Origin of the sequence: Brachymonas sp. J145 (assembly GCF_036312245.1) — a bacterium.
In the GTDB taxonomy this organism is placed as follows: Bacteria; Pseudomonadota; Gammaproteobacteria; order Burkholderiales; family Burkholderiaceae_C; genus Brachymonas; species Brachymonas wangyanguii.
Genome location: NZ_JAZDCI010000013.1, coordinates 26,098 through 43,505 on the forward strand (window position 1 = coordinate 26,098; position 17,408 = coordinate 43,505).

At 62.3% G+C, this 17,408-nt stretch carries 16 protein-coding genes; 7 read left to right on the forward strand and 9 right to left on the reverse strand.

Going from position 1 to position 17,408, the window contains the following annotated elements; translation table 11 throughout:
• Nucleotides 1-13: 13 nt before the first annotated feature.
• Both V1261_RS10590 and V1261_RS10595 read left to right on the forward strand, forming a co-directional pair.
• Nucleotides 14-805: a peptidylprolyl isomerase gene (locus V1261_RS10590; RefSeq protein WP_329771726.1), complete on the forward strand. Its 792-nt coding sequence runs from the start codon at nt 14-16 to the stop codon at nt 803-805.
• An 84-nt stretch (nt 806-889) separates the two neighbouring features.
• On the forward strand, nt 890-2,872 hold the full coding sequence (locus V1261_RS10595) for a peptidase U32 family protein (RefSeq protein ID WP_329771728.1): 1,983 nt from the start codon (nt 890-892) through the stop codon (nt 2,870-2,872).
• Between the two features lie 156 nt (nt 2,873-3,028).
• On the opposite strand, the gene V1261_RS10600 is transcribed toward V1261_RS10595, so the two are convergent.
• Nucleotides 3,029-3,445, reverse strand: coding sequence for a DUF302 domain-containing protein (locus V1261_RS10600; RefSeq protein ID WP_329771730.1), 417 nt, complete (start codon nt 3,443-3,445; stop codon nt 3,029-3,031).
• A gap of 98 nt (nt 3,446-3,543) precedes the next feature.
• On the opposite strand from V1261_RS10600, the gene aat reads away from it, so the two are divergent.
• Nucleotides 3,544-4,323, forward strand: a complete 780-nt coding sequence (gene aat, locus V1261_RS10605; protein WP_329771731.1) for a leucyl/phenylalanyl-tRNA--protein transferase — start codon at nt 3,544-3,546, stop codon at nt 4,321-4,323.
• Nucleotides 4,324-4,439: 116 nt separating this feature from the next.
• Here the strand turns inward: aat and ung are convergent, their stop codons facing one another.
• A complete protein-coding gene (gene ung, locus V1261_RS10610) occupies nt 4,440-5,099 on the reverse strand; it encodes a uracil-DNA glycosylase (RefSeq protein ID WP_329771732.1) in 660 nt (219 codons plus the stop codon).
• Between the two features lie 96 nt (nt 5,100-5,195).
• Here ung and V1261_RS10615 point away from each other — a divergent pair, with 96 nt between their 5' ends.
• Nucleotides 5,196-5,954, forward strand: coding sequence for an arginyltransferase (locus V1261_RS10615; protein WP_329771734.1), 759 nt, complete (start codon nt 5,196-5,198; stop codon nt 5,952-5,954).
• A gap of 80 nt (nt 5,955-6,034) precedes the next feature.
• Nucleotides 6,035-6,826 carry an IclR family transcriptional regulator gene (locus V1261_RS10620; RefSeq protein WP_329771736.1) on the forward strand — a complete coding sequence of 264 codons (792 nt, stop codon included), beginning with the start codon at nt 6,035-6,037 and terminating at the stop codon, nt 6,824-6,826.
• Between the two features lie 81 nt (nt 6,827-6,907).
• Here V1261_RS10620 and V1261_RS10625 read toward each other — a convergent pair whose 3' ends face one another.
• The 7 genes from V1261_RS10625 to V1261_RS10655 all read right to left on the reverse strand — a co-directional run bounded on the left by V1261_RS10625 (nt 6,908) and on the right by V1261_RS10655 (nt 16,088).
• On the reverse strand, nt 6,908-8,053 hold the full coding sequence (locus V1261_RS10625; protein ID WP_329771775.1) for a D-alanyl-D-alanine carboxypeptidase family protein: 1,146 nt from the start codon (nt 8,051-8,053) through the stop codon (nt 6,908-6,910).
• A 1,105-nt stretch (nt 8,054-9,158) separates the two neighbouring features.
• Complete coding sequence (locus tag V1261_RS10630) at nt 9,159-10,700, reverse strand: 2-isopropylmalate synthase (protein WP_018715475.1); 1,542 nt, start codon at nt 10,698-10,700, stop codon at nt 9,159-9,161.
• A gap of 214 nt (nt 10,701-10,914) precedes the next feature.
• Nucleotides 10,915-11,799: a CDP-diacylglycerol--serine O-phosphatidyltransferase gene (gene pssA / locus V1261_RS10635; protein ID WP_018715474.1), complete on the reverse strand. Its 885-nt coding sequence runs from the start codon at nt 11,797-11,799 to the stop codon at nt 10,915-10,917.
• Nucleotides 11,800-11,854: 55 nt separating this feature from the next.
• Complete coding sequence (locus tag V1261_RS10640) at nt 11,855-12,496, reverse strand: phosphatidylserine decarboxylase (protein ID WP_026320670.1); 642 nt, start codon at nt 12,494-12,496, stop codon at nt 11,855-11,857.
• 148 nt (nt 12,497-12,644) lie between these two features.
• Nucleotides 12,645-13,661, reverse strand: a complete 1,017-nt coding sequence (ilvC, locus tag V1261_RS10645) for a ketol-acid reductoisomerase (RefSeq protein ID WP_018715472.1) — start codon at nt 13,659-13,661, stop codon at nt 12,645-12,647.
• A 51-nt stretch (nt 13,662-13,712) separates the two neighbouring features.
• The gene (gene ilvN / locus V1261_RS10650; protein WP_018715471.1) at nt 13,713-14,204 is read right to left on the reverse strand and encodes an acetolactate synthase small subunit; all 492 of its coding nucleotides are present in this window, start codon (nt 14,202-14,204) and stop codon (nt 13,713-13,715) included.
• Between the two features lie 111 nt (nt 14,205-14,315).
• Nucleotides 14,316-16,088 (reverse strand): acetolactate synthase 3 catalytic subunit, encoded by a 1,773-nt coding sequence (locus V1261_RS10655; RefSeq protein ID WP_329771737.1) that lies wholly within the window; start codon nt 16,086-16,088, stop codon nt 14,316-14,318.
• A 338-nt stretch (nt 16,089-16,426) separates the two neighbouring features.
• Here V1261_RS10655 and V1261_RS10660 point away from each other — a divergent pair, with 338 nt between their 5' ends.
• Entirely contained in the window at nt 16,427-16,990 is a 564-nt protein-coding gene (locus V1261_RS10660; protein WP_329771738.1) for an RDD family protein, read from the forward strand.
• A complete protein-coding gene (locus V1261_RS10665) occupies nt 16,987-17,406 on the forward strand; it encodes a diacylglycerol kinase (protein WP_329771739.1) in 420 nt (139 codons plus the stop codon). Before V1261_RS10660 ends, V1261_RS10665 begins: the two co-directional genes overlap by 4 nt.
• Nucleotides 17,407-17,408 lie beyond the last annotated feature (2 nt).

A 17,408-nucleotide genomic window follows, 5' to 3' on the forward strand; every position in this document is an offset into this window, starting at 1 on the left:
CCCCGAGCACTCCATGATCAAGAAAAAAGTCCTGTATTCCCTGACCGGCATCGCACTGGCCGTGACCGCTACTGCCGTGCTGGCGCAGAACATCGCCATCGTCAATGGCAAGCCGGTGCCGATCGCCAAGTTCGAAGGCGTGATGAACCTGGTGCGTGCCGAAGCCGCCCGCAGCGGCCAGCCGATTCCGCCCGAAATGGAAGCCAACGTGCGCAAGCAGCTGATCGAGGATGCCGCGCTGATACAGGCAGCCGAGCAGCGTGGCCTGAACCTGACGCCTGAATTCGCCACCCGCATGCAAAGTGCGCGTGACGCCATCCTGGTCAACCTGCTGGCCGAAGACCACCTGAAGCAGCATCCGGTGACCGATGCCGAGATCAAGGCCGAATACGACCGTGCCGTCGGCGACCAGCAGGAATACCGCTCGCACCACATCCTGCTCGACACTGAGGAAGAAGCGAATGCCGTGCTGGCCGAACTGGCCAAGGGCGCCAACTTCGAAACCCTGGCACGCAGCAAGTCCAAGGACATGGGCTCGGCCGTACTCGGTGGCGACCTGGACTGGGCGCCGGCAGCGGCCTACGTGCCCGAGTTCTCGGCCGCCCTGCAGGCACTGAAGAAAGGCGAAGTCAGCAAGCCGGTGAAGACCCAGTTTGGCTACCACATCATCCGCCAGGACGATGCGCGTCCGGCACAGAACATCCCGCCGTTCGAGCAGGTCAAGGCCATGCTGGCCGAGAAGCTGCAGCAGGACAAGGTCGAAGCCATGCAGCAAGACCTGATCAGCAAGGCACGCATCCAGTAAACGCGCGCCAGCACTGGTATTTTCCGGGCGAACCGCTACCATGGCGGTTCGCCCTTTGACATTTTTTCCGCACCCGATTCTGCCATGCTCCCGCACCAGATTGAACTGCTCAGCCCCGCCCGCGACGCCGACATCGGCATCGAGGCCATCCGCCACGGCGCCGATGCCGTCTATATCGGCGGGCCAGCCTATGGTGCGCGCGTCAACGCCGCCAACAGCGTGCAGGACATTGCGCGACTGGCCGAGTTTGCCCACCGCTACCATGCCCGCATCTTCGTCACGCAGAACACCATCCTGCGCGATGATGAGCTGGAGCCGGTGCGCCGGCAGATCTGGCAGCTCTACGAGGCCGGTATCGATGCCCTGATCATCCAGGACATGGGCCTGCTGCAGATCGACCTGCCGCCGATCCAGCTGCATGCCAGCACGCAGACCGATATCCGCACGCCGGAAAAGGCACGCTTCCTGCAGGACGTCGGCTTCAGCCAGATCGTGCTGGCGCGCGAACTCGATCTGGAGCAGATCGCCGCCATCCGCGCCGCTACCGACCCGGTGCGCTGCAATCTGGAGCACTTCATCCACGGCGCACTGTGCGTGGCCTACAGCGGCCAGTGCTATATCAGCCATGCCAGCACCGGTCGCAGCGCCAACCGTGGTGACTGCAGCCAGGCCTGCCGCCTGCCCTGGCAAGTCACCGACAGCCAGAACCGCATCGTCGCCAAGGACAAGCACGTGCTGTCCATGAAGGACAACGACCAGAGCGCCAACCTGGAAGCGCTGATCGACGCCGGCATCCGCAGCTTCAAGATCGAGGGCCGCTACAAGGACATGGGCTATGTGAAGAACATCACCGCCCACTACCGCAGCCTGCTCGATGCGATCCTGGAACAGCGCCCCGAACTGGCGCCGGGCAGCAGCGGCCAGTGCAGCTTCGGCTTCACGCCCGATCCGGCGCAGAACTTCAACCGCGGCAGCACCGACTACTTCACCCATGGCCGCCAGCAGACCATCGGCGCCTTTGACAGCCCGAAAAACCCGGGCCGCCCGATTGGCTACGTGCGCAAGGTCAACCCCGACAGCGTGGACCTGATCACCGACGACACCGCCAGCGTGCTGCACAACGGCGATGGCTTGTGCTACCACGACCTGCGCAACAACCTGGTTGGCCTGCAGATCAACCGTGCCGAGCCATTGGGCCAGGCCGGCCACTGGCGCGTCTTCCCCAAGGATCCGATCACCAGCCTGCGTGACCTGCGCGCCGACACCATCATCAACCGCAACCGTGACATGGACTGGGTGCGCACGCTGGAGCGCCCGAGCGCCGAGCGTCGCATCGCCGTCTGGATCCGGCTGGAAGATACGGATGACGGCGTGCAGCTGCAGCTGATTGATGCCGAAGGCCATGCCGGCAGCGCCACGTTGGCCTGCAGCAAGGAGCCGGCACGCGATTTGGCCCGTGGCCAGCAGGCACTCGAAGAGCATCTGGCCAAACTCGGCGCCACCTGCTACCAGGCCGTATCGGTCGATGTGGCCACGGCCCAGCCCTGGTTCATCCCGGCCTCCCAGCTGAATGCGTTGCGTCGCGCCGCCATCGAGGCACTCGACGAAGCGCGCCTGCAGGGCTACGAGCGCCCGCAACGCGCCACACCAGTCGAGCCACCGGCTCAGTTCCCGGAAGACACCCTGACCTATCTGGCCAACGTCTTCAACCACCAGGCGCGTGATTTTTATGCCAGGCATGGCGTGCAGGTGATTGCCTCAGCCTACGAAGCGCACGAGGAAGAAGGCGAAGTGCCGCTCATGATCACCAAGCACTGCGTGCGCTACTCGCTCAGCATGTGCCCGAAGCAAGCCAAGGGCGTGAAAGGCGTGCAAGGCCAGGTGCGCGCCGAACCGCTCACCATCACGCACGAAGACGAGACCTATACGCTCAAGTTCGACTGCAAGCCTTGCGAGATGCACGTCATGGGCAAGCTGCAGCCGCACATCAAGAAGCGTGGCGTGGTACCGGCCGCAGACCGCGCGACGATGGAAGTGCCAGTCCAGTTCTACCGGACGCAGGGTTGAGGCGAGCTGTCTGGCGGGGCTGCACCTTGGGCAACGTACGCAGGATGATGCCGCGGTACAGCAACTGCGCTGTCCGGCCAGCCGTTTAGTCAGCTGCCACGGCTTCGTCTGCCCTGCTTGCGAGAAAACGGCATTTCAGCTTTCGGCTTGCCTGCCTCAAGTCTGCTGGACGGCTGCTTCGGCCAGTTGCTGCAGCACGGCGCGCAGCTTCAGGCCCACCGGGCTGTCGGCCGCGCCATGGCGCTGCGCGATCCAGACCGGATCGTTGTAGCCCAGCCATACCTGCCCTGCTTCGTCTTCCCAGACCAGGATCTTCAACGGCAGATCGATAGCAGCAGTCTGCGCGCTGACCATCAGTGGCGTACCGCCCATGGCATTGCCAACAATGAACAGCTCGGTCGGTCGCAGCGCCAACCCAGCCGCCTCCGCACCCGCTGCATGGTCGATACGCGCAAACACCGTCAGGCCGCGCTCCCGGACCAGCGATTCGACCCGGTCGGCGGTTTGCCGGGCAGAGAGCGGGCTGGGTCGCTGGACCAGTCCGTCAATGGTCGTGTGCACTGGATGGCTCATAAGCGTGACTCCTGAAAGGCAGGGATGGGGATAGGGAAGCTGATCCAGCCTAACACAAGCCTTGCCAGCCTTAAGATGACAGGCAACAGGAAATCACGATGCCCGCCTCCCAATTCACCATTCCCTGGCTAGACCCGCACCAGCCCTTCCCGCCTCCCGCGCAGGCGCTGGACGACAACACCCCTTTCCCCGGCCTGCTCGCTGCCGGCGGCGTGCTCGATGCCGATACGCTGGAGCAGGCCTACGCCCATGGCATCTTCCCTTGGTATAGCGACGACCAGCCGATCCTGTGGTGGAGTACTGATCCGCGCATGGTGCTGCGCCCCGGGAGCTTCCGCCTGCACAAGTCGCTGCGCAAGACGCTGCAACGCTTCATACAGACTCCCGGCTGCGAGATCCGTATCGACAGCTGCTTTGACGAGGTAATGCTGGCCTGCGCCGGTCCGCGCACCGACCAGGGCGGCACCTGGATCACCGACGATATCCGTGCCGCCTACGGCGAACTGCATGCACGCGGCCTGGCACACAGCGTGGAAACCTGGATCGATAGCCGGCTGGTGGGCGGTCTCTACGGCGTGGCGCTGGGCCGCGCCGTGTATGGCGAAAGCATGTTCACGCGCGTGCCCGATGCCAGCAAGATCGCCTTGGCAGCGCTGGTCGGCCTGTGCCTGCGCCATGGTGTGGAGATGATCGACTGCCAGCAAGAGACACCGCATCTGGCCAGTCTGGGCGCCAGCCCGATCCCGCGCGCAGACTTTATCCGCTCCATCCGGCGCCAGCAACAACTGCCGGCCATGCATTGGCAGTCGGAACGGCATGATTGGCAGTTACTTGGCCTAAATATTGATGAATATCATGTAGATACATCAGATATGTGATGTCATGATTCACATGATATGACAAGCACCGGGCTTGCACCTCATGTTTTACATGAAGTCGAGCATATCTTGTAATATCAATAGCTTGCAACGCATTCTTCGCGTAACACAGAGTCTCACACCTGCCAGTCCACCGGCGCCTGTTCATGCTGTTGCAACCAGGCATTTGCCTTCGAAAAATGCCCGCAACCAAAGAAGCCGCGGTAGGCCGACAGCGGTGACGGATGCGGCGCCTTGAGCACCAGATGGCGCTGCCGGTCTATCATGGCGCCCTTGCGCTGCGCATGGCTGCCCCAGAGCAGGAACACCAGTCCATCACGGCCCTGGTTCAGCTGCTCCACCACGCGGTCGGTAAACGTCTCCCATCCCCAGCTCGCATGGGAATGTGCCTGCCCGGCCTGCACCGTCAGCACCGTGTTCAGCAGCAACACGCCCTGCTCGGCCCAGTGCTGCAGAAAGCCGTGCTGCGGCATGACAAAGCCGGGAATATCGTTCGCCAGCTCCTTGTAGATGTTTTGCAGCGATGGTGGAACGCCAATGCCGGGCTTGACCGAAAACGCCAGCCCGTGCGCCTGACCTGGCCCGTGGTAGGGATCCTGCCCCAGGATCACCACCTTCACGGACTCGAACGGCGTCAGCGAAAACGCGCTGAACACCTCATCAGTCGGCGGATAAATGGTGGCACCCTGCTGCCGCGCCTGGCGCACGCGCGCCCACAGATCGGTGAAATACGGCTGCTGTTTTTCTGCGCCAATGGCGTCGGTCCAGGTATGCACAACGAATCTCCTATGCAGGGCCTATTCTTGCGCCAGCATCATACGTCATGGAAAACCTGATTACCACCAATCCATGACATGCGCTACCATGACAGCATGTCCGATCACAGCCCGCATTCCTTGCAACAACACCTGTTTCAGCTGCGCTCCACCGCCAGCTATGCATGTGGCTACCTGCCCGGACAAGAGGCACGATCGCAAGTGGTGGTTCCGATCCAGAAAGTCGATTCCTGGAGCTACGATGCACTGCTGGAACAGGGTTTTCGCCGCAGCGGCGTCACCACCTACCGCACGGCCTGCCACGAATGCCATGCCTGCGTCCCCATGCGCATTCCGGTGCAGGCCTTCCGGCCTGATCGCAGCCAGCGGCGCGCCCTGCGCCAGCACGGCGACCTGACCACCGAACTGCTGCCACTGGCCTACACCGACGAACACTACGACCTGTACCGCCGCTACCAGCACGCGCGCCACAATGGGGGCGGCATGGACGACAACACGCCCGAAGACTATCGCAACTTCCTGCTCGAAAGCCCGCTGGAGAGCATGCTGGTCGAATTCCGGCTGTATGGCGAACTCAAGATCGTCTCCATCATCGACGTTACGCCAAACGCCCTCTCGGCCGTCTACACCTTTTACGAGTCCGATGCCGGTGCCTCCTATGGCAGCTACGCCATACTCTGGCAGATCGAGCTGGCACGTCGCACGCGCCGCCGCCATGTCTATCTGGGCTACTGGATCGAGCAGTCAGACAAGATGCGCTACAAGGTGCGCTACCGCCCATTCGAATTGCGCCTGGACGACCGCTGGATGCGCTTTGCCGACTGCAGCGCGCCGCTGTTTCAGCCACGGCCCTGAACACCCGTCATCTTTTCATATTGTAGAATGGGGTTTTACTGTCACAGCAGCCCATACGGTTTTCCGTTGACGCCATCCCCATGCAAGCAAACACCTCCTCTCCGGGCGATTCCGACAAGTACGCCGACATCAGCATCCAGGTGCTGCAGCGCATGTTCGTGCTGCTCGACATCCTGGCCGAGCGCGACGAACCACTGAGCCTGAAGGAAATCAGCGAACGCTCCGGGCTGCATCCCAGCACCGCGCACCGCATCCTGAACGATCTGGTGATCGGCGGTTTTGTCGATCGTCCCGATACCGGCAGCTATCGCCTGGGCATGCACCTGCTGGAACTGGGCAACCTGGTCAAGGCACGCATCAGCGTGCGCGATGCCGCCCTGCGCGTGATGCGCGAGCTGCACCGCCAGATCCAGCAGCCGATCAACCTGAGCGTGCGCCAGGGCGATGAAATCGTCTATATCGAGCGCGCCTACAGCGAACGTTCCGGCATGCAGGTGGTACGTGCCATCGGTGCCCACGCGCCGCTGCACCTGACCTCTACCGGCAAGCTGTTCCTGTCACGTGACGATGCCCAGCGCGTGCGTGCCTACGCCACGCGAACCGGCCTGCGCGGCCAGACGCGCAACAGCATCACCCAGCTGCCGCAGCTGGAGCGCGAGCTGCAGCAGGTACGCCAGATTGGCCTGGCACGCGACAACGAGGAACTGGAGCTGGGCGTGCGCTGCATGGCCGCCGGCATCTACAACGACCAGGGCACGCTGATCGCCGGCCTGTCGATCTCGGCACCGGCCAACCGCATCGATGAAGGCTGGGTCGACAAGCTGCAGACAGCGGCCGACGAAATTTCGCACAACATGGGCTATCGTCCCTGAGCACGGCACGCCCCCCAGGGTGCCCATGAAAAAGGCGGGTTCATCCGAACCCGCCTTTGTCGTGTGTGCTGGCTACCGGCTTCAGTAAGCCATGTCCACCGCGCCGCGCGAAGCGATGGTGGAAGCAAAACCACGGCTACCACGCGACTTGGCTTCCACGAAGTTGCGGATCGCCTCGGCATCTTCCACGCGCTTGTTGCTGGAGGAAGAATCCATCAGCACGATCAGCACGTTGCGGCCATTGATATTGCTCTGCATCACCACGCAACGGCCTGCCTCGGAAATGAAACCGGTCTTCTGCAGGCCGATGTCCCAGTTGACGCTGTGCACCAGGCGGTTGGTGTTGTTGAAACGGGTCGAACGGCCATTGACGGCAAACTCGGCACCCGGATAGGTGGTGTAGTTGCGAATCAACGGATAGCTGTAGGCGACCTTGGTCAGCAACGCCAGGTCACGTGCGCTGGAACGGTTGGCGCTGTTCAGGCCCGTCGGCTCGACATAACGCGTGTCATTCATGCCCAGCATCATGGCGCGCATGTTCATGGTACGCACGAATTCGCTCATGCCACCCGGATAGGTACGACCCAGTGCATGCGCCGCACGGTTCTCGGAAGACATCAGTGTCAGGTGCAACAGCTCCTGGCGTGTCAGCGTGGTACCTACGGCCAGACGCGAGCTGCTGCCTTTCAGGCGGTCCACGTCGTCATAGGTGATGGTGATGCGCTCGTCCATGGACAGGTTGGCGTCCATGATGACCACGGCCGTCATCAGCTTGGTGATGGAGGCAATCGAACTCACCATGCGGCCATTCTTGTTCAGCAGCACCTCGCCGGTCTGCTGGTCCATCACGAAAGCCACGCTGGAATGCAGGCCAGCCGGCGACATCATGCTGTCATTGCCCAGGCCACCAATACGGCCCAGGGTATCACGCTGCGGCACGGAAACGCGCACGAAATGGTTCTGTTCGGGTTGCACGCGTGCCGGGGCTGCGGCTACCAGCGTACGTACCGGTGCAGGAGCCGGCGCCACCACGATCGGTGCCGGTGCCGGCGCTGCTGCTACCACGGCCGGAGCGGCTACGCGGGTACTGGTGTAAGTCACCGCCGGAGCTGCCACCGGGCGGGCCGCGACCGGCTGGCTCGGCACCAGCGACAGGGCTGGTGCTGCGCTGGCGGCGGCCAGCACGGCAGCCGGAGCGATCACACTAGCGGCTGCGGGCGCAGCCACTACGGAAGGAGCCGGCGCACCTACCTCACGCACCCTGGAGTTGCGCTCGGCCAGCAACGTGGCAATGCGGTCCTGTTCCAGCTCGTTGTCTCGCTTCGCCTTGGCAGCCGCTGCCAGGCGCTTCTGGCGCTCTGCCTCGCGCTGACGGTCCAGTTCGCGCTGGCGCTCCAGGCGCGCAGCTTCGGCCACGCGCTTTTCGCGTTCGGCCTCGATGGCCTGCTTGCGCGCCAGTTCTTCGGCTTCCAGGCGCGCTTCGCGCTCAGCCTTCAGGCGCTCGGCCTTGCCCAGGCGACGTGCCGGGCGCTCTGCTGTTGCAGCCGCCTTGGCACCTTTGCCGGCGCGGACTTCCGGCTCTTTCACGGCCGTGCCCTTGCTCACGCCACCTGCGGCATAACGCACCTGCAGCACCGGCTTGTCGTCTGCCTGACGCACGCCCTTGCGGGTGGAGGCACGCTCGGCCGTAGCGGCCTTGCCCTTGACCGGGGCTTCTGCCTTGTCATCCTTGGCGGCACGTGCGGCTACCTTGGTGGTAGCGGCCTTGTCGTCCTTGCCCGCCTTGGCTACGCGGGTGGTGGTCTTGACTTCATCCTTGTCAGCCTTACCCCTGGCAACGCGTTCTGCCTTGGGCGCGGCCTTGTCAGCCGCCTTGTTGTCATTGCTCTTGGCGGCTACGCTGGTTTTCTTGGCACTGGCCGCAGCCGGCTTGGCCTTGGCGTCCGGCTTGGCGGCATGTGCCGGCAGCGCCAGCGTGGCACAGGCCACGCTTACGCACAAGGCACCTTGTGAAAGGAATGTCAAAAAGCCTTTTTGCGCAAATTGGGGGCGATTGGACATGGTGTACTTCCTTGAAATGATTTCCGATCGTCGATGACAGAAGTTTACACCCTATAAAAACCGGCGCAATATCAACGACTTGGGAAATGAACTTAAGACAGCATTAATTTGTAATATTTGGCGAACATGGTCTTTCAGAAACCTGACAAGCTCCATTTATACGCCTGTTGGGACCGCTTGTGTAACAACTGCAGGCAATTGCAACGCGCCCGCATAAACAACAACGGCCTGTCCGCAGACAGGCCGTGGTATGGGCAATGCTAGCCGGGCATCAGACGCCTTGTGCGTGGACGCGCTCGACCTTGCTGTGCAGCTTGTTCAGCGCACTGATATAGGCCTTGGCCGATGCCACCACGATATCCGGGTCGGCACCCACACCGTTGACAATACGGCCGGCCTGCTGCAGGCGCACCGTCACTTCGCCCTGGCTTTCGGTATTGCCGCTGATGGCATTGACCGAATACAGCACCATTTCGGCACCGCTGTTCACATGCGACTCGATGGCCTTGAGCGAGGCATCGACCGGGCCGTTGCCGGTGGAATTGCCGGTGACCTGCTGGTCGCCCACGGTAAACACCACTTCCGCCTGCGGCTGGGCACCCATCACGCTGCTTTGCGACAGCGACACCAGGCCGTAGTACTCCTTGTCGCCGGTCACGGATTCGTCGCCCACCAGCGCAATGATGTCCTCGTCGAAAATCTCGCTCTTGCGGTCGGCCAGTTCCTTGAACTTGGCAAAGGCCTTGTTGATCTCGTCCTCGCTCTCGAGCTGGATACCGAGTTCTTCCAGGCGCTGCTTGAAGGCATTGCGGCCACTGAGCTTGCCCAGCACGATCTTGTTGGCGCTCCATCCCACATCTTCGGCACGCATGATTTCGTAGGTGTCGCGCGCCTTGAGCACGCCGTCCTGGTGGATGCCGCTGGCGTGGGCAAAGGCGTTGGCACCAACCACCGCCTTGTTCGGCTGCACGACAAAGCCGGTGATCTGGCTGACCAGGCGGCTGGCCGCAACGATCTGCTGGGTGTCGATGCCGACTTCCAGGTTGAAATAGTCCTTGCGCGTCTTCACCGCCATCACGATTTCCTCGAGCGAGCAGTTGCCGGCGCGCTCGCCCAGGCCGTTGATGGTGCACTCGACCTGGCGTGCGCCGCCAATGGCCACGCCGGCCAGGCTGTTGGCCACCGACATGCCGAGGTCATCGTGACAGTGCACGCTCCAGATCGCTTTGTCACTGTTCGGCACGCGCTCGCGCAGCGTCTTGATGAAGTTGCCATACAGCTCGGGCACGGCGTAACCCACGGTATCGGGAATATTGATGGTGGTAGCACCCTCGTTGATCACCGCCTCGCACACGCGCACCAGGAAGTCCATGTCGCTGCGGTAGCCGTCTTCGGCGCTGAACTCGACATCGGCTACCAGGTTGCGGGCAAAGCGCACCGAGCGGCGTGCCTGCTCCAGCACCTCTTCCGGCGTCATGCGCAGCTTCATCTCCATGTGCAGCGGGCTGGTGGCGATAAAGGTGTGGATACGCGCACGGTCACTGCCCTTGAGCGCTTCGGCCGCACGGCTGATGTCGCGGTCATTGGCGCGCGCCAGCGAACAGACGGTGGAATCCTTGATGGTGTTGGCGATGGCCTGGATGCACTCGAAATCACCGTTGGAGCTGGCGGCAAAGCCGGCCTCGATCACGTCCACGCGCAGGCGCTCCAGCTGGCGCGCAATGCGGATCTTCTCGTCACGGGTCATGGAAGCGCCGGGCGACTGTTCGCCGTCACGCAAGGTGGTATCGAAAATGATGAGCTTGTCGGACATGGTGTTTTCCTTGGGTTGGTATGCGGTAAGGATGGGACGGTCGGTTCAGCACCCGTGACGACACCAACGAAAAGGCCCGCTGCGGGTGCAAACGGGCCTGTGCTGAAAGGTTTTTGCGCGCGCTACTTACCCCGCCCGTTGGACGTTGGCCAGTAGTAGGGAGATCGCAAAGCTTTTCATGGGTTTTACTGTAGCACAGAATATGAAAGCCCGTTTATTGGTGCAGGCCTTTTTCATCGGGCTCGTCGGTCGAGGTGGCGACGATGCTCACGTACTGGCCGCGCGACTTGCGCCAGACATACAGCCCATAACCGCTGATCGAATAGGCCACGAACAGCAGGAACAGCATGGTCGGCGGTTCGATATTGATCAGGGCAATCAGCAGTACCAGCAGCACGACCCAGACAAAGGGGACGCTGCGGCGGCCGCCAAAGTCCTTGAAGCTGTAGTACGGCACGTTGGTGACCATGGTCAGGCCGGCAAACAGCGTGATGGCAAACATGACCCAGGACAGGTCGCCGCGCACCAGATCCTCACCGCGGCGAATGAACAGCTCCAGGAAAGCCTTGAACCAGGGCACATCGCGGTGCGCCGTGATCATCTCGTTGGTCAGCCAGATGAAGCCGGTGACCAGTGCGGCCGCGGCCGGCGACGGCAGGCCCTGGAAGAAGCGCTTGTCGACCACGCCGGTGTTGACATTGAAACGCGCCAGGCGCAGCGCGGCACAGGAACAGTAGATGAAGGCAGCAATCCATCCCCAGCGGCCGAGCGGCTGCAGTGCCCACAGGTAGGCAATCAGCGCCGGCGCCGCACCAAAGCTGACCATGTCGGACAGCGAATCCATCTGCTCGCCAAAGGCGCTCTGGGTATTGGTCAGGCGTGCCACGCGGCCGTCCAGGCTGTCCAGCACCATGGCGGCGAACACGCCAATGGTGGCCAGGTCAAAACGGCCGTTGATCGCCATGACGATGGCATAGAAGCCGCCAAACAGTGCTGCCAGCGTGAACAGGTTGGGCAGCACGTAAATGCCCTTGCGCGGCGTCTTGCGCGCCGGCGCGCTGGTGGGTGGGGTATCGATATCGTGATCGTCGGATTGCATGCGATTCCTGCGGGAAAAGCCCCCTGCCCGGCTGGCACGGGGCGGTCATGGCATCTTACAGCACTGCCAGAATCGTGGTGGTGGCAGACACCTTGTCGCCAGGCGCGACCTGCGGCTGTGCCGTCAGCGGCAGGTAGACGTCCACGCGTGAACCAAAGCGGATAAAGCCGTAGCGCTGGCCGCGCGTCAGCACCTCGCCGGGCTTGACGTAGCACAGGATGCGACGCGCCACCAGACCCGCCACCTGCACCAGCGTCACGGTGGTGCCGTTGCTGTCGATCACCACGGCATTGCGCTCGTTTTCGGTGGAGGCCTTGTCCAGGTCCGCGTTGACGAAGGAACCAGGGAAATACTGCACCTTGGTCACCGTGCCATCAACTGCGGCGCGGTTGCTGTGCACGTTGAACACGTTCATGAACACGCTGATCAGCAGCGCATCACGGTCGGCGTAAGGATCACGCACCTTCTCGACCTTGACGATGCGGCCATCGGCAGGCGACAGCACGGCATTCGCCTGCTGCGGAATCGGACGTGCCGGGTCACGGAAGAACTGGACCACGAACAGTGCGATGATCCAGAACGGCAGGGCCACCCAGCCACTGAAGAACACATGCAGCAGCAGTGCCACGATGATGCTGCCGGCGATGAAGGGCCAGCCTTCGCGGGCCAGGATGGGATGGGGATAGTGCTTGTTCATGTCGTATACAGGGGTCATGCGCTGCGGGGAGCGCCAGAAACGGCAAAAGCCACCGTGGTGGCTTTTGCTGGGCCGCCAGACCTGCCACTTGCGCGGCAGGCTCAGCAGCGATTGTGACACGGCCAGGCCGTGTCCTGCCGGCTGGCAATCAGTTCTTGCTCTGGTCGACCAGCTTGTTCTTGGCAATCCAGGGCATCATGGCGCGCAGCTGGTTACCGACCACCTCGATCTGGTGCTCGGCGTTCTGGCGGCGACGGGCCGTCATGCTGGGATAGTTCAGGCGACCTTCGCTGATGAACATCTTGGCATATTCGCCGTCCTGGATGCGCTTCAGTGCAGCGCGCATGGCCTTGCGGGACTCTTCGTTGATGACTTCGGGGCCGGTCACGTACTCGCCATACTCCGCGTTGTTGGAGATGGAGTAGTTCATGTTGGCGATGCCGCCTTCGTACATCAGGTCCACGATCAGCTTCAGCTCGTGCAGGCACTCGAAGTAGGCCATTTCCGGAGCGTAGCCAGCTTCGGTCAGGGTCTCAAAGCCCATCTTCACCAGCTCGACGGCGCCACCGCACAGCACGGCCTGCTCGCCGAACAGGTCGGTCTCGGTCTCTTCCTTGAAGTTGGTCTCGATGATGCCGCCCTTGCCGCCGCCGTTGGCCATGGCATAGGACAGCGCCAGGTCACGTGCCTTGCCGGACTTGTCCTGGTAGATGGCGATCAGGGACGGCACGCCGCCGCCCTTCAGGTACTCGGAACGCACGGTGTGGCCCGGGCCCTTGGGAGCAACCATGATCACGTCCAGGTCAGCACGCGGCACGACCTGGTTGTAGTGCACGTTGAAGCCGTGGGCAAATGCCAGCGTGGCGCCCTGCTTGATATTGGGAGCGACGTTGTTGTTGTACACCTCGGGGATGTTCTCGTCGGGCAGCAGGATCATGACCAGGTCGGCAGCCTTGACAGCCTCGTCCACTTCCATCACGTTCAGGCCGGCCTGTTCGACCTTGCTCCAGGAAGCGCCACCCTTGCGCAGGCCGACCACGACCTTGACGCCGCTGTCGTTCAGGTTTTGCGCGTGGGCATGGCCCTGGCTGCCGTAGCCGATGATGGCAACGGTCTTGCCCTTGATCAGGGACAGGTCACAGTCCTTGTCGTAGAAAACTTTCATGAGTATCTCCAGTAGGTATAGGGGGAATAAAAAACGGAATCGGGCTGCAGTTTACACGCGCAGGATACGTTCGCCACGGCCAACGCCGCTGGCGCCGGTACGCACGGTTTCCAGGATCGCGCCACGGTCGATGGCGTTCAGGAAGGCATCATTCTTGGCCTGGTCGCCGGTCAGCTCGATGGTATAGCTCTTGTCGGTCACGTCGATGATGTGGCCGCGGAAGATGTCGGACAGGCGCTTGAGTTCCTCGCGTTCCTTGCCCACGGCACGCACCTTGACCATCATCAGCTCGCGCTCGATGTAGGCACCTTCGGTCAGGTCCACCACCTTCACGACTTCGATCAGGCGGTTCAGGTGCTTGGTGATCTGCTCGATCACGTCATCGGAACCGGAGGTCTCGATGGTCATGCGCGACAGGCTTTCGTCTTCAGTCGGAGCCACGGTCAGGCTCTCGATGTTGTAGCCGCGGGCCGAGAACAGGCCGACCACTCGCGACAGGGCACCGGCTTCGTTTTCCAGCAGGATGGCGATGATGTGTTTCATGATGTCTTTCCTCTTTTCGTCAGCGCGAAAGCCACTGCTTTCGCCGCCCTCCCCCGCGCACGGTAATGCGCGGGCTTGGCGGACAATAGATTCAATCTTGGGGGTGGATGATCAGAGCTCGTCGGAGCCCAGCAGCATTTCGGTGATGCCCTTGCCGGCCTGCACCATCGGGAACACGTTCTCGGTGGGATCGGTACGGAAGTCCAGGAACACGGTGCGGTTCTTCAGCTTGCGCGCCTCGATCAGTGCACCCTCGACGTCGCGCGGGTCCTCGATCAGCAGGCCCACGTGGCCATAGGCCTCGGCCAGCTTGACGAAGTTGGGCAGCGCATCCATGTAGCTGTGGCTGTAGCGGCCGGAATATTCGATTTCCTGCCACTGGCGCACCATGCCCAGGTAGCGGTTGTTCAGCGAACAGATCTTGATCGGCGTGTCGTACTGCAGGATGGTGGACAGTTCCTGGATGTTCATCTGCACCGAGCCTTCGCCGGTGATGCAATACACGTCGGCCTGCGGCTTGGCCAGCTTGATGCCCATGGCGTAGGGAACGCCCACGCCCATGGTGCCCAGGCCACCGGAGTTGATCCAGCGACGCGGCTCGTTGAACTTGTAGAACTGGGCCGCCCACATCTGGTGCTGGCCGACGTCGGACGTGACGTAGACATCATCGTCCTTGGTCAGGTTCCACAGGGTCTCGACCACTTTCTGCGGCTTGATCACGTCCTTGTTGTCGCGGTCATAGGCCAGGCAATCGGTCTTGCGCCACTTGTTGACGGTTTCCCACCAGGGCTCGAGCGCCTTGTGGTCCGGCTTGGTCTCGGACTCTTCCAGCGCATTCAGCAGCTCGGTCAGCACGTCCTTCACGTCGCCCACGATCGGCACGTCGACCTTGACGCGCTTGGAGATGACGGAGGGATCGATATCGATATGGATGATCTTGCGATCATTCTGGGCAAAGTGCTTGGGGTTGCCGATCACGCGGTCGTCGAAACGGGCACCCACGGCCAGCAGCACGTCGCAGTTCTGCATGGCGTTGTTGGCCTCGACGGTACCGTGCATGCCCAGCATGCCCAGGAACTTCGGGTCATCGGCGCGGAAGGCGCCCAGGCCCATCAGCGTGCTGGTGCAGGGAGCACCCAGCTTGTCGGTCAGCGCGCGCAGCTCGTTGCAGGCGTTGCCCAGCAGTGCGCCGCCGCCGCTGTAGATGTAGGGGCGCTTGGCGTTCAGCAGCAGCTGCAGCGCCTTGCGGATCTGGCCGCCGTGGCCCTTGCGCACCGGGTTGTAGGAGCGCATGGTGACCGTTTCCGGGTAGCCGTGCCAGGCCACCTTCTGGAAGGACACATCCTTGGGAATGTCCACCACCACCGGGCCGGGACGGCCGCTGCGCGCGATGTGGAAGGCGCGCTTCATGGTGCTGACGATGTCCTTCGGATCCTTGACCAGGAAGTTGTGCTTGACGACCGGGCGCGTGATGCCCACGGTGTCACACTCCTGGAAGGCGTCGTAGCCGATGGCAGCAGTGCCGACCTGACCGGTGATGATCACCATCGGGATGCTGTCCATGTAGGCGGTGGCAATGCCGGTGACGGCGTTGGTGGCACCAGGACCGGAGGTCACCAGGGCCACGCCGACTTCACCGGTGGCACGCGAAAAGCCGTCGGCAGCGTGCACGGCCGCCTGTTCGTGGCGCACCAGCACGTGCTGGATCGATTCCTGCTTGTACAGGGCATCGTAGATATAGAGGACGGCGCCGCCGGGATAGCCCCACAGGTGCTTGACACCTTCGGCTTCCAGACACTTGACGAGGATTTCGGCGCCCATGAGCATGGGGGCACGGGAAGACTTGGCTGCGCTGGCAGCAGGGAGAGTATTGCTAGTTTCCATTGATGAACCTTTGCGAATTTCTTGCAGAAAAACCTTGGGTGCCTCTCGGCCCACCCTTGTGAGATGGCTTCGAGACTTGAGGCCAAAACCATGGGCGCTTTTGTAACGCGCCGGGCAGTGACCCGTTTGCCGTATATGTTGTGTACTGCGAGATTATCGCATTGTTGCGCCGCAAAAACATGGGATTTTACAAGTGTCCGTGCGTTTCGTCAGCTTTTCGCTGCACTTTGCATGGTTTACCGGTGTTTGTGTCTGTCGCAGCAGAGCCGCACGCTGCCGATATACTTCCGGGTTGGTCATCGGCCTGTGCCGATGCGCGCCCGCCTTCCAGATACCGCATGAGCACCACACCGTCCCGCCCCCCTGCCCCCGACACCTCCATGATCACGCCCGGCCTGGGACGTCGCATGGCCTGCTGGTTCTACGAGGGCATCCTGCTGTTTGGCGTGATCTTCCTGGGCGGCTTCCTGTTTTCCGTGGCCGTTGGTCAGCGCCATGCGCTGGAAAACCGCCACTGGCAGCAGCTGTTCATATTCCTGCTGCTGGGCCTGTATTTCGTGTTCTTCTGGACCAAGGGCCATACGCTGGCGATGAAGACCTGGCATATCCGCATGACGGACAAGTCCGGACAGCCTGTGACACTGGGGCGTGCCTGCCTGCGCTATGTGCTGGGCTGGATCTGGTTCCTGCCACCGCTGGTGCTGCTGTCGTTCAGCAGCCACTGGACTGAACACGCCGGCCTGGCCGTGTTGCTGCTGGTGTGCTGGGTGGTTGTATGGGCCCTGCTCAGCCTGCTGATGCCAGGCAAGCAATTTCTACATGATCTGCTGGCCGGTACCCGGCTGGTCTACCGCAAGCCGCCGGCACGCGCCGAACGCGAGCGCAAATGGTGGCAGCTATGATTGAAGACGACGTTCGCAAGGCCCAGGAGGCCGTCATTCCGCAAAAGACGCGTCGCGGCCTGAGCCGGCTCTGGCACGCCACGCAGTATTCCTGGGCCGGCCTGCGTGCCGCCGTGCGCGAGTCACCGGCCTTCCGCCAGGAGCTCACCCTGACCGTGATCGGCATTCCGCTGGCGATCCTGCTGGGCCGCACCTGGCTGGAAACCGTGGTGCTGTCCACGGTGCTGGTGCTGATGATGATCGTGGAGCTACTCAACAGCGGCATCGAGTGCGCGATTGACCACACCAGCCTGGAGCTGCACCCGCTGGCCAAGATGGCCAAGGACTTTGGCAGCGCCGCCGTATTCCTGAGCACCCTGCTCTGCGCAGTGACCTGGTTCACCATGCTCTGGGTGCACTTTGCCAACCAGTTCTGAAC

Coding starts and splice junctions, on each gene's coding strand:
- V1261_RS10590 (WP_329771726.1), top strand. CDS start 14: ATGATCAAGAAAAAAGTCCTGTATTCCCTGACCGGCATCGCACTGGCC.
- V1261_RS10595 (WP_329771728.1), top strand. CDS start 890: ATGCTCCCGCACCAGATTGAACTGCTCAGCCCCGCCCGCGACGCCGAC.
- V1261_RS10600 (WP_329771730.1), bottom strand. CDS start 3,445: ATGAGCCATCCAGTGCACACGACCATTGACGGACTGGTCCAGCGACCC.
- aat (WP_329771731.1), top strand. CDS start 3,544: ATGCCCGCCTCCCAATTCACCATTCCCTGGCTAGACCCGCACCAGCCC.
- V1261_RS10615 (WP_329771734.1), top strand. CDS start 5,196: ATGTCCGATCACAGCCCGCATTCCTTGCAACAACACCTGTTTCAGCTG.
- V1261_RS10620 (WP_329771736.1), top strand. CDS start 6,035: ATGCAAGCAAACACCTCCTCTCCGGGCGATTCCGACAAGTACGCCGAC.
- V1261_RS10630 (WP_018715475.1), bottom strand. CDS start 10,700: ATGTCCGACAAGCTCATCATTTTCGATACCACCTTGCGTGACGGCGAA.
- pssA (WP_018715474.1), bottom strand. CDS start 11,799: ATGCAATCCGACGATCACGATATCGATACCCCACCCACCAGCGCGCCG.
- V1261_RS10640 (WP_026320670.1), bottom strand. CDS start 12,496: ATGAACAAGCACTATCCCCATCCCATCCTGGCCCGCGAAGGCTGGCCC.
- ilvC (WP_018715472.1), bottom strand. CDS start 13,661: ATGAAAGTTTTCTACGACAAGGACTGTGACCTGTCCCTGATCAAGGGC.
- ilvN (WP_018715471.1), bottom strand. CDS start 14,204: ATGAAACACATCATCGCCATCCTGCTGGAAAACGAAGCCGGTGCCCTG.
- V1261_RS10655 (WP_329771737.1), bottom strand. CDS start 16,088: ATGGAAACTAGCAATACTCTCCCTGCTGCCAGCGCAGCCAAGTCTTCC.
- V1261_RS10660 (WP_329771738.1), top strand. CDS start 16,427: ATGAGCACCACACCGTCCCGCCCCCCTGCCCCCGACACCTCCATGATC.
- V1261_RS10665 (WP_329771739.1), top strand. CDS start 16,987: ATGATTGAAGACGACGTTCGCAAGGCCCAGGAGGCCGTCATTCCGCAA.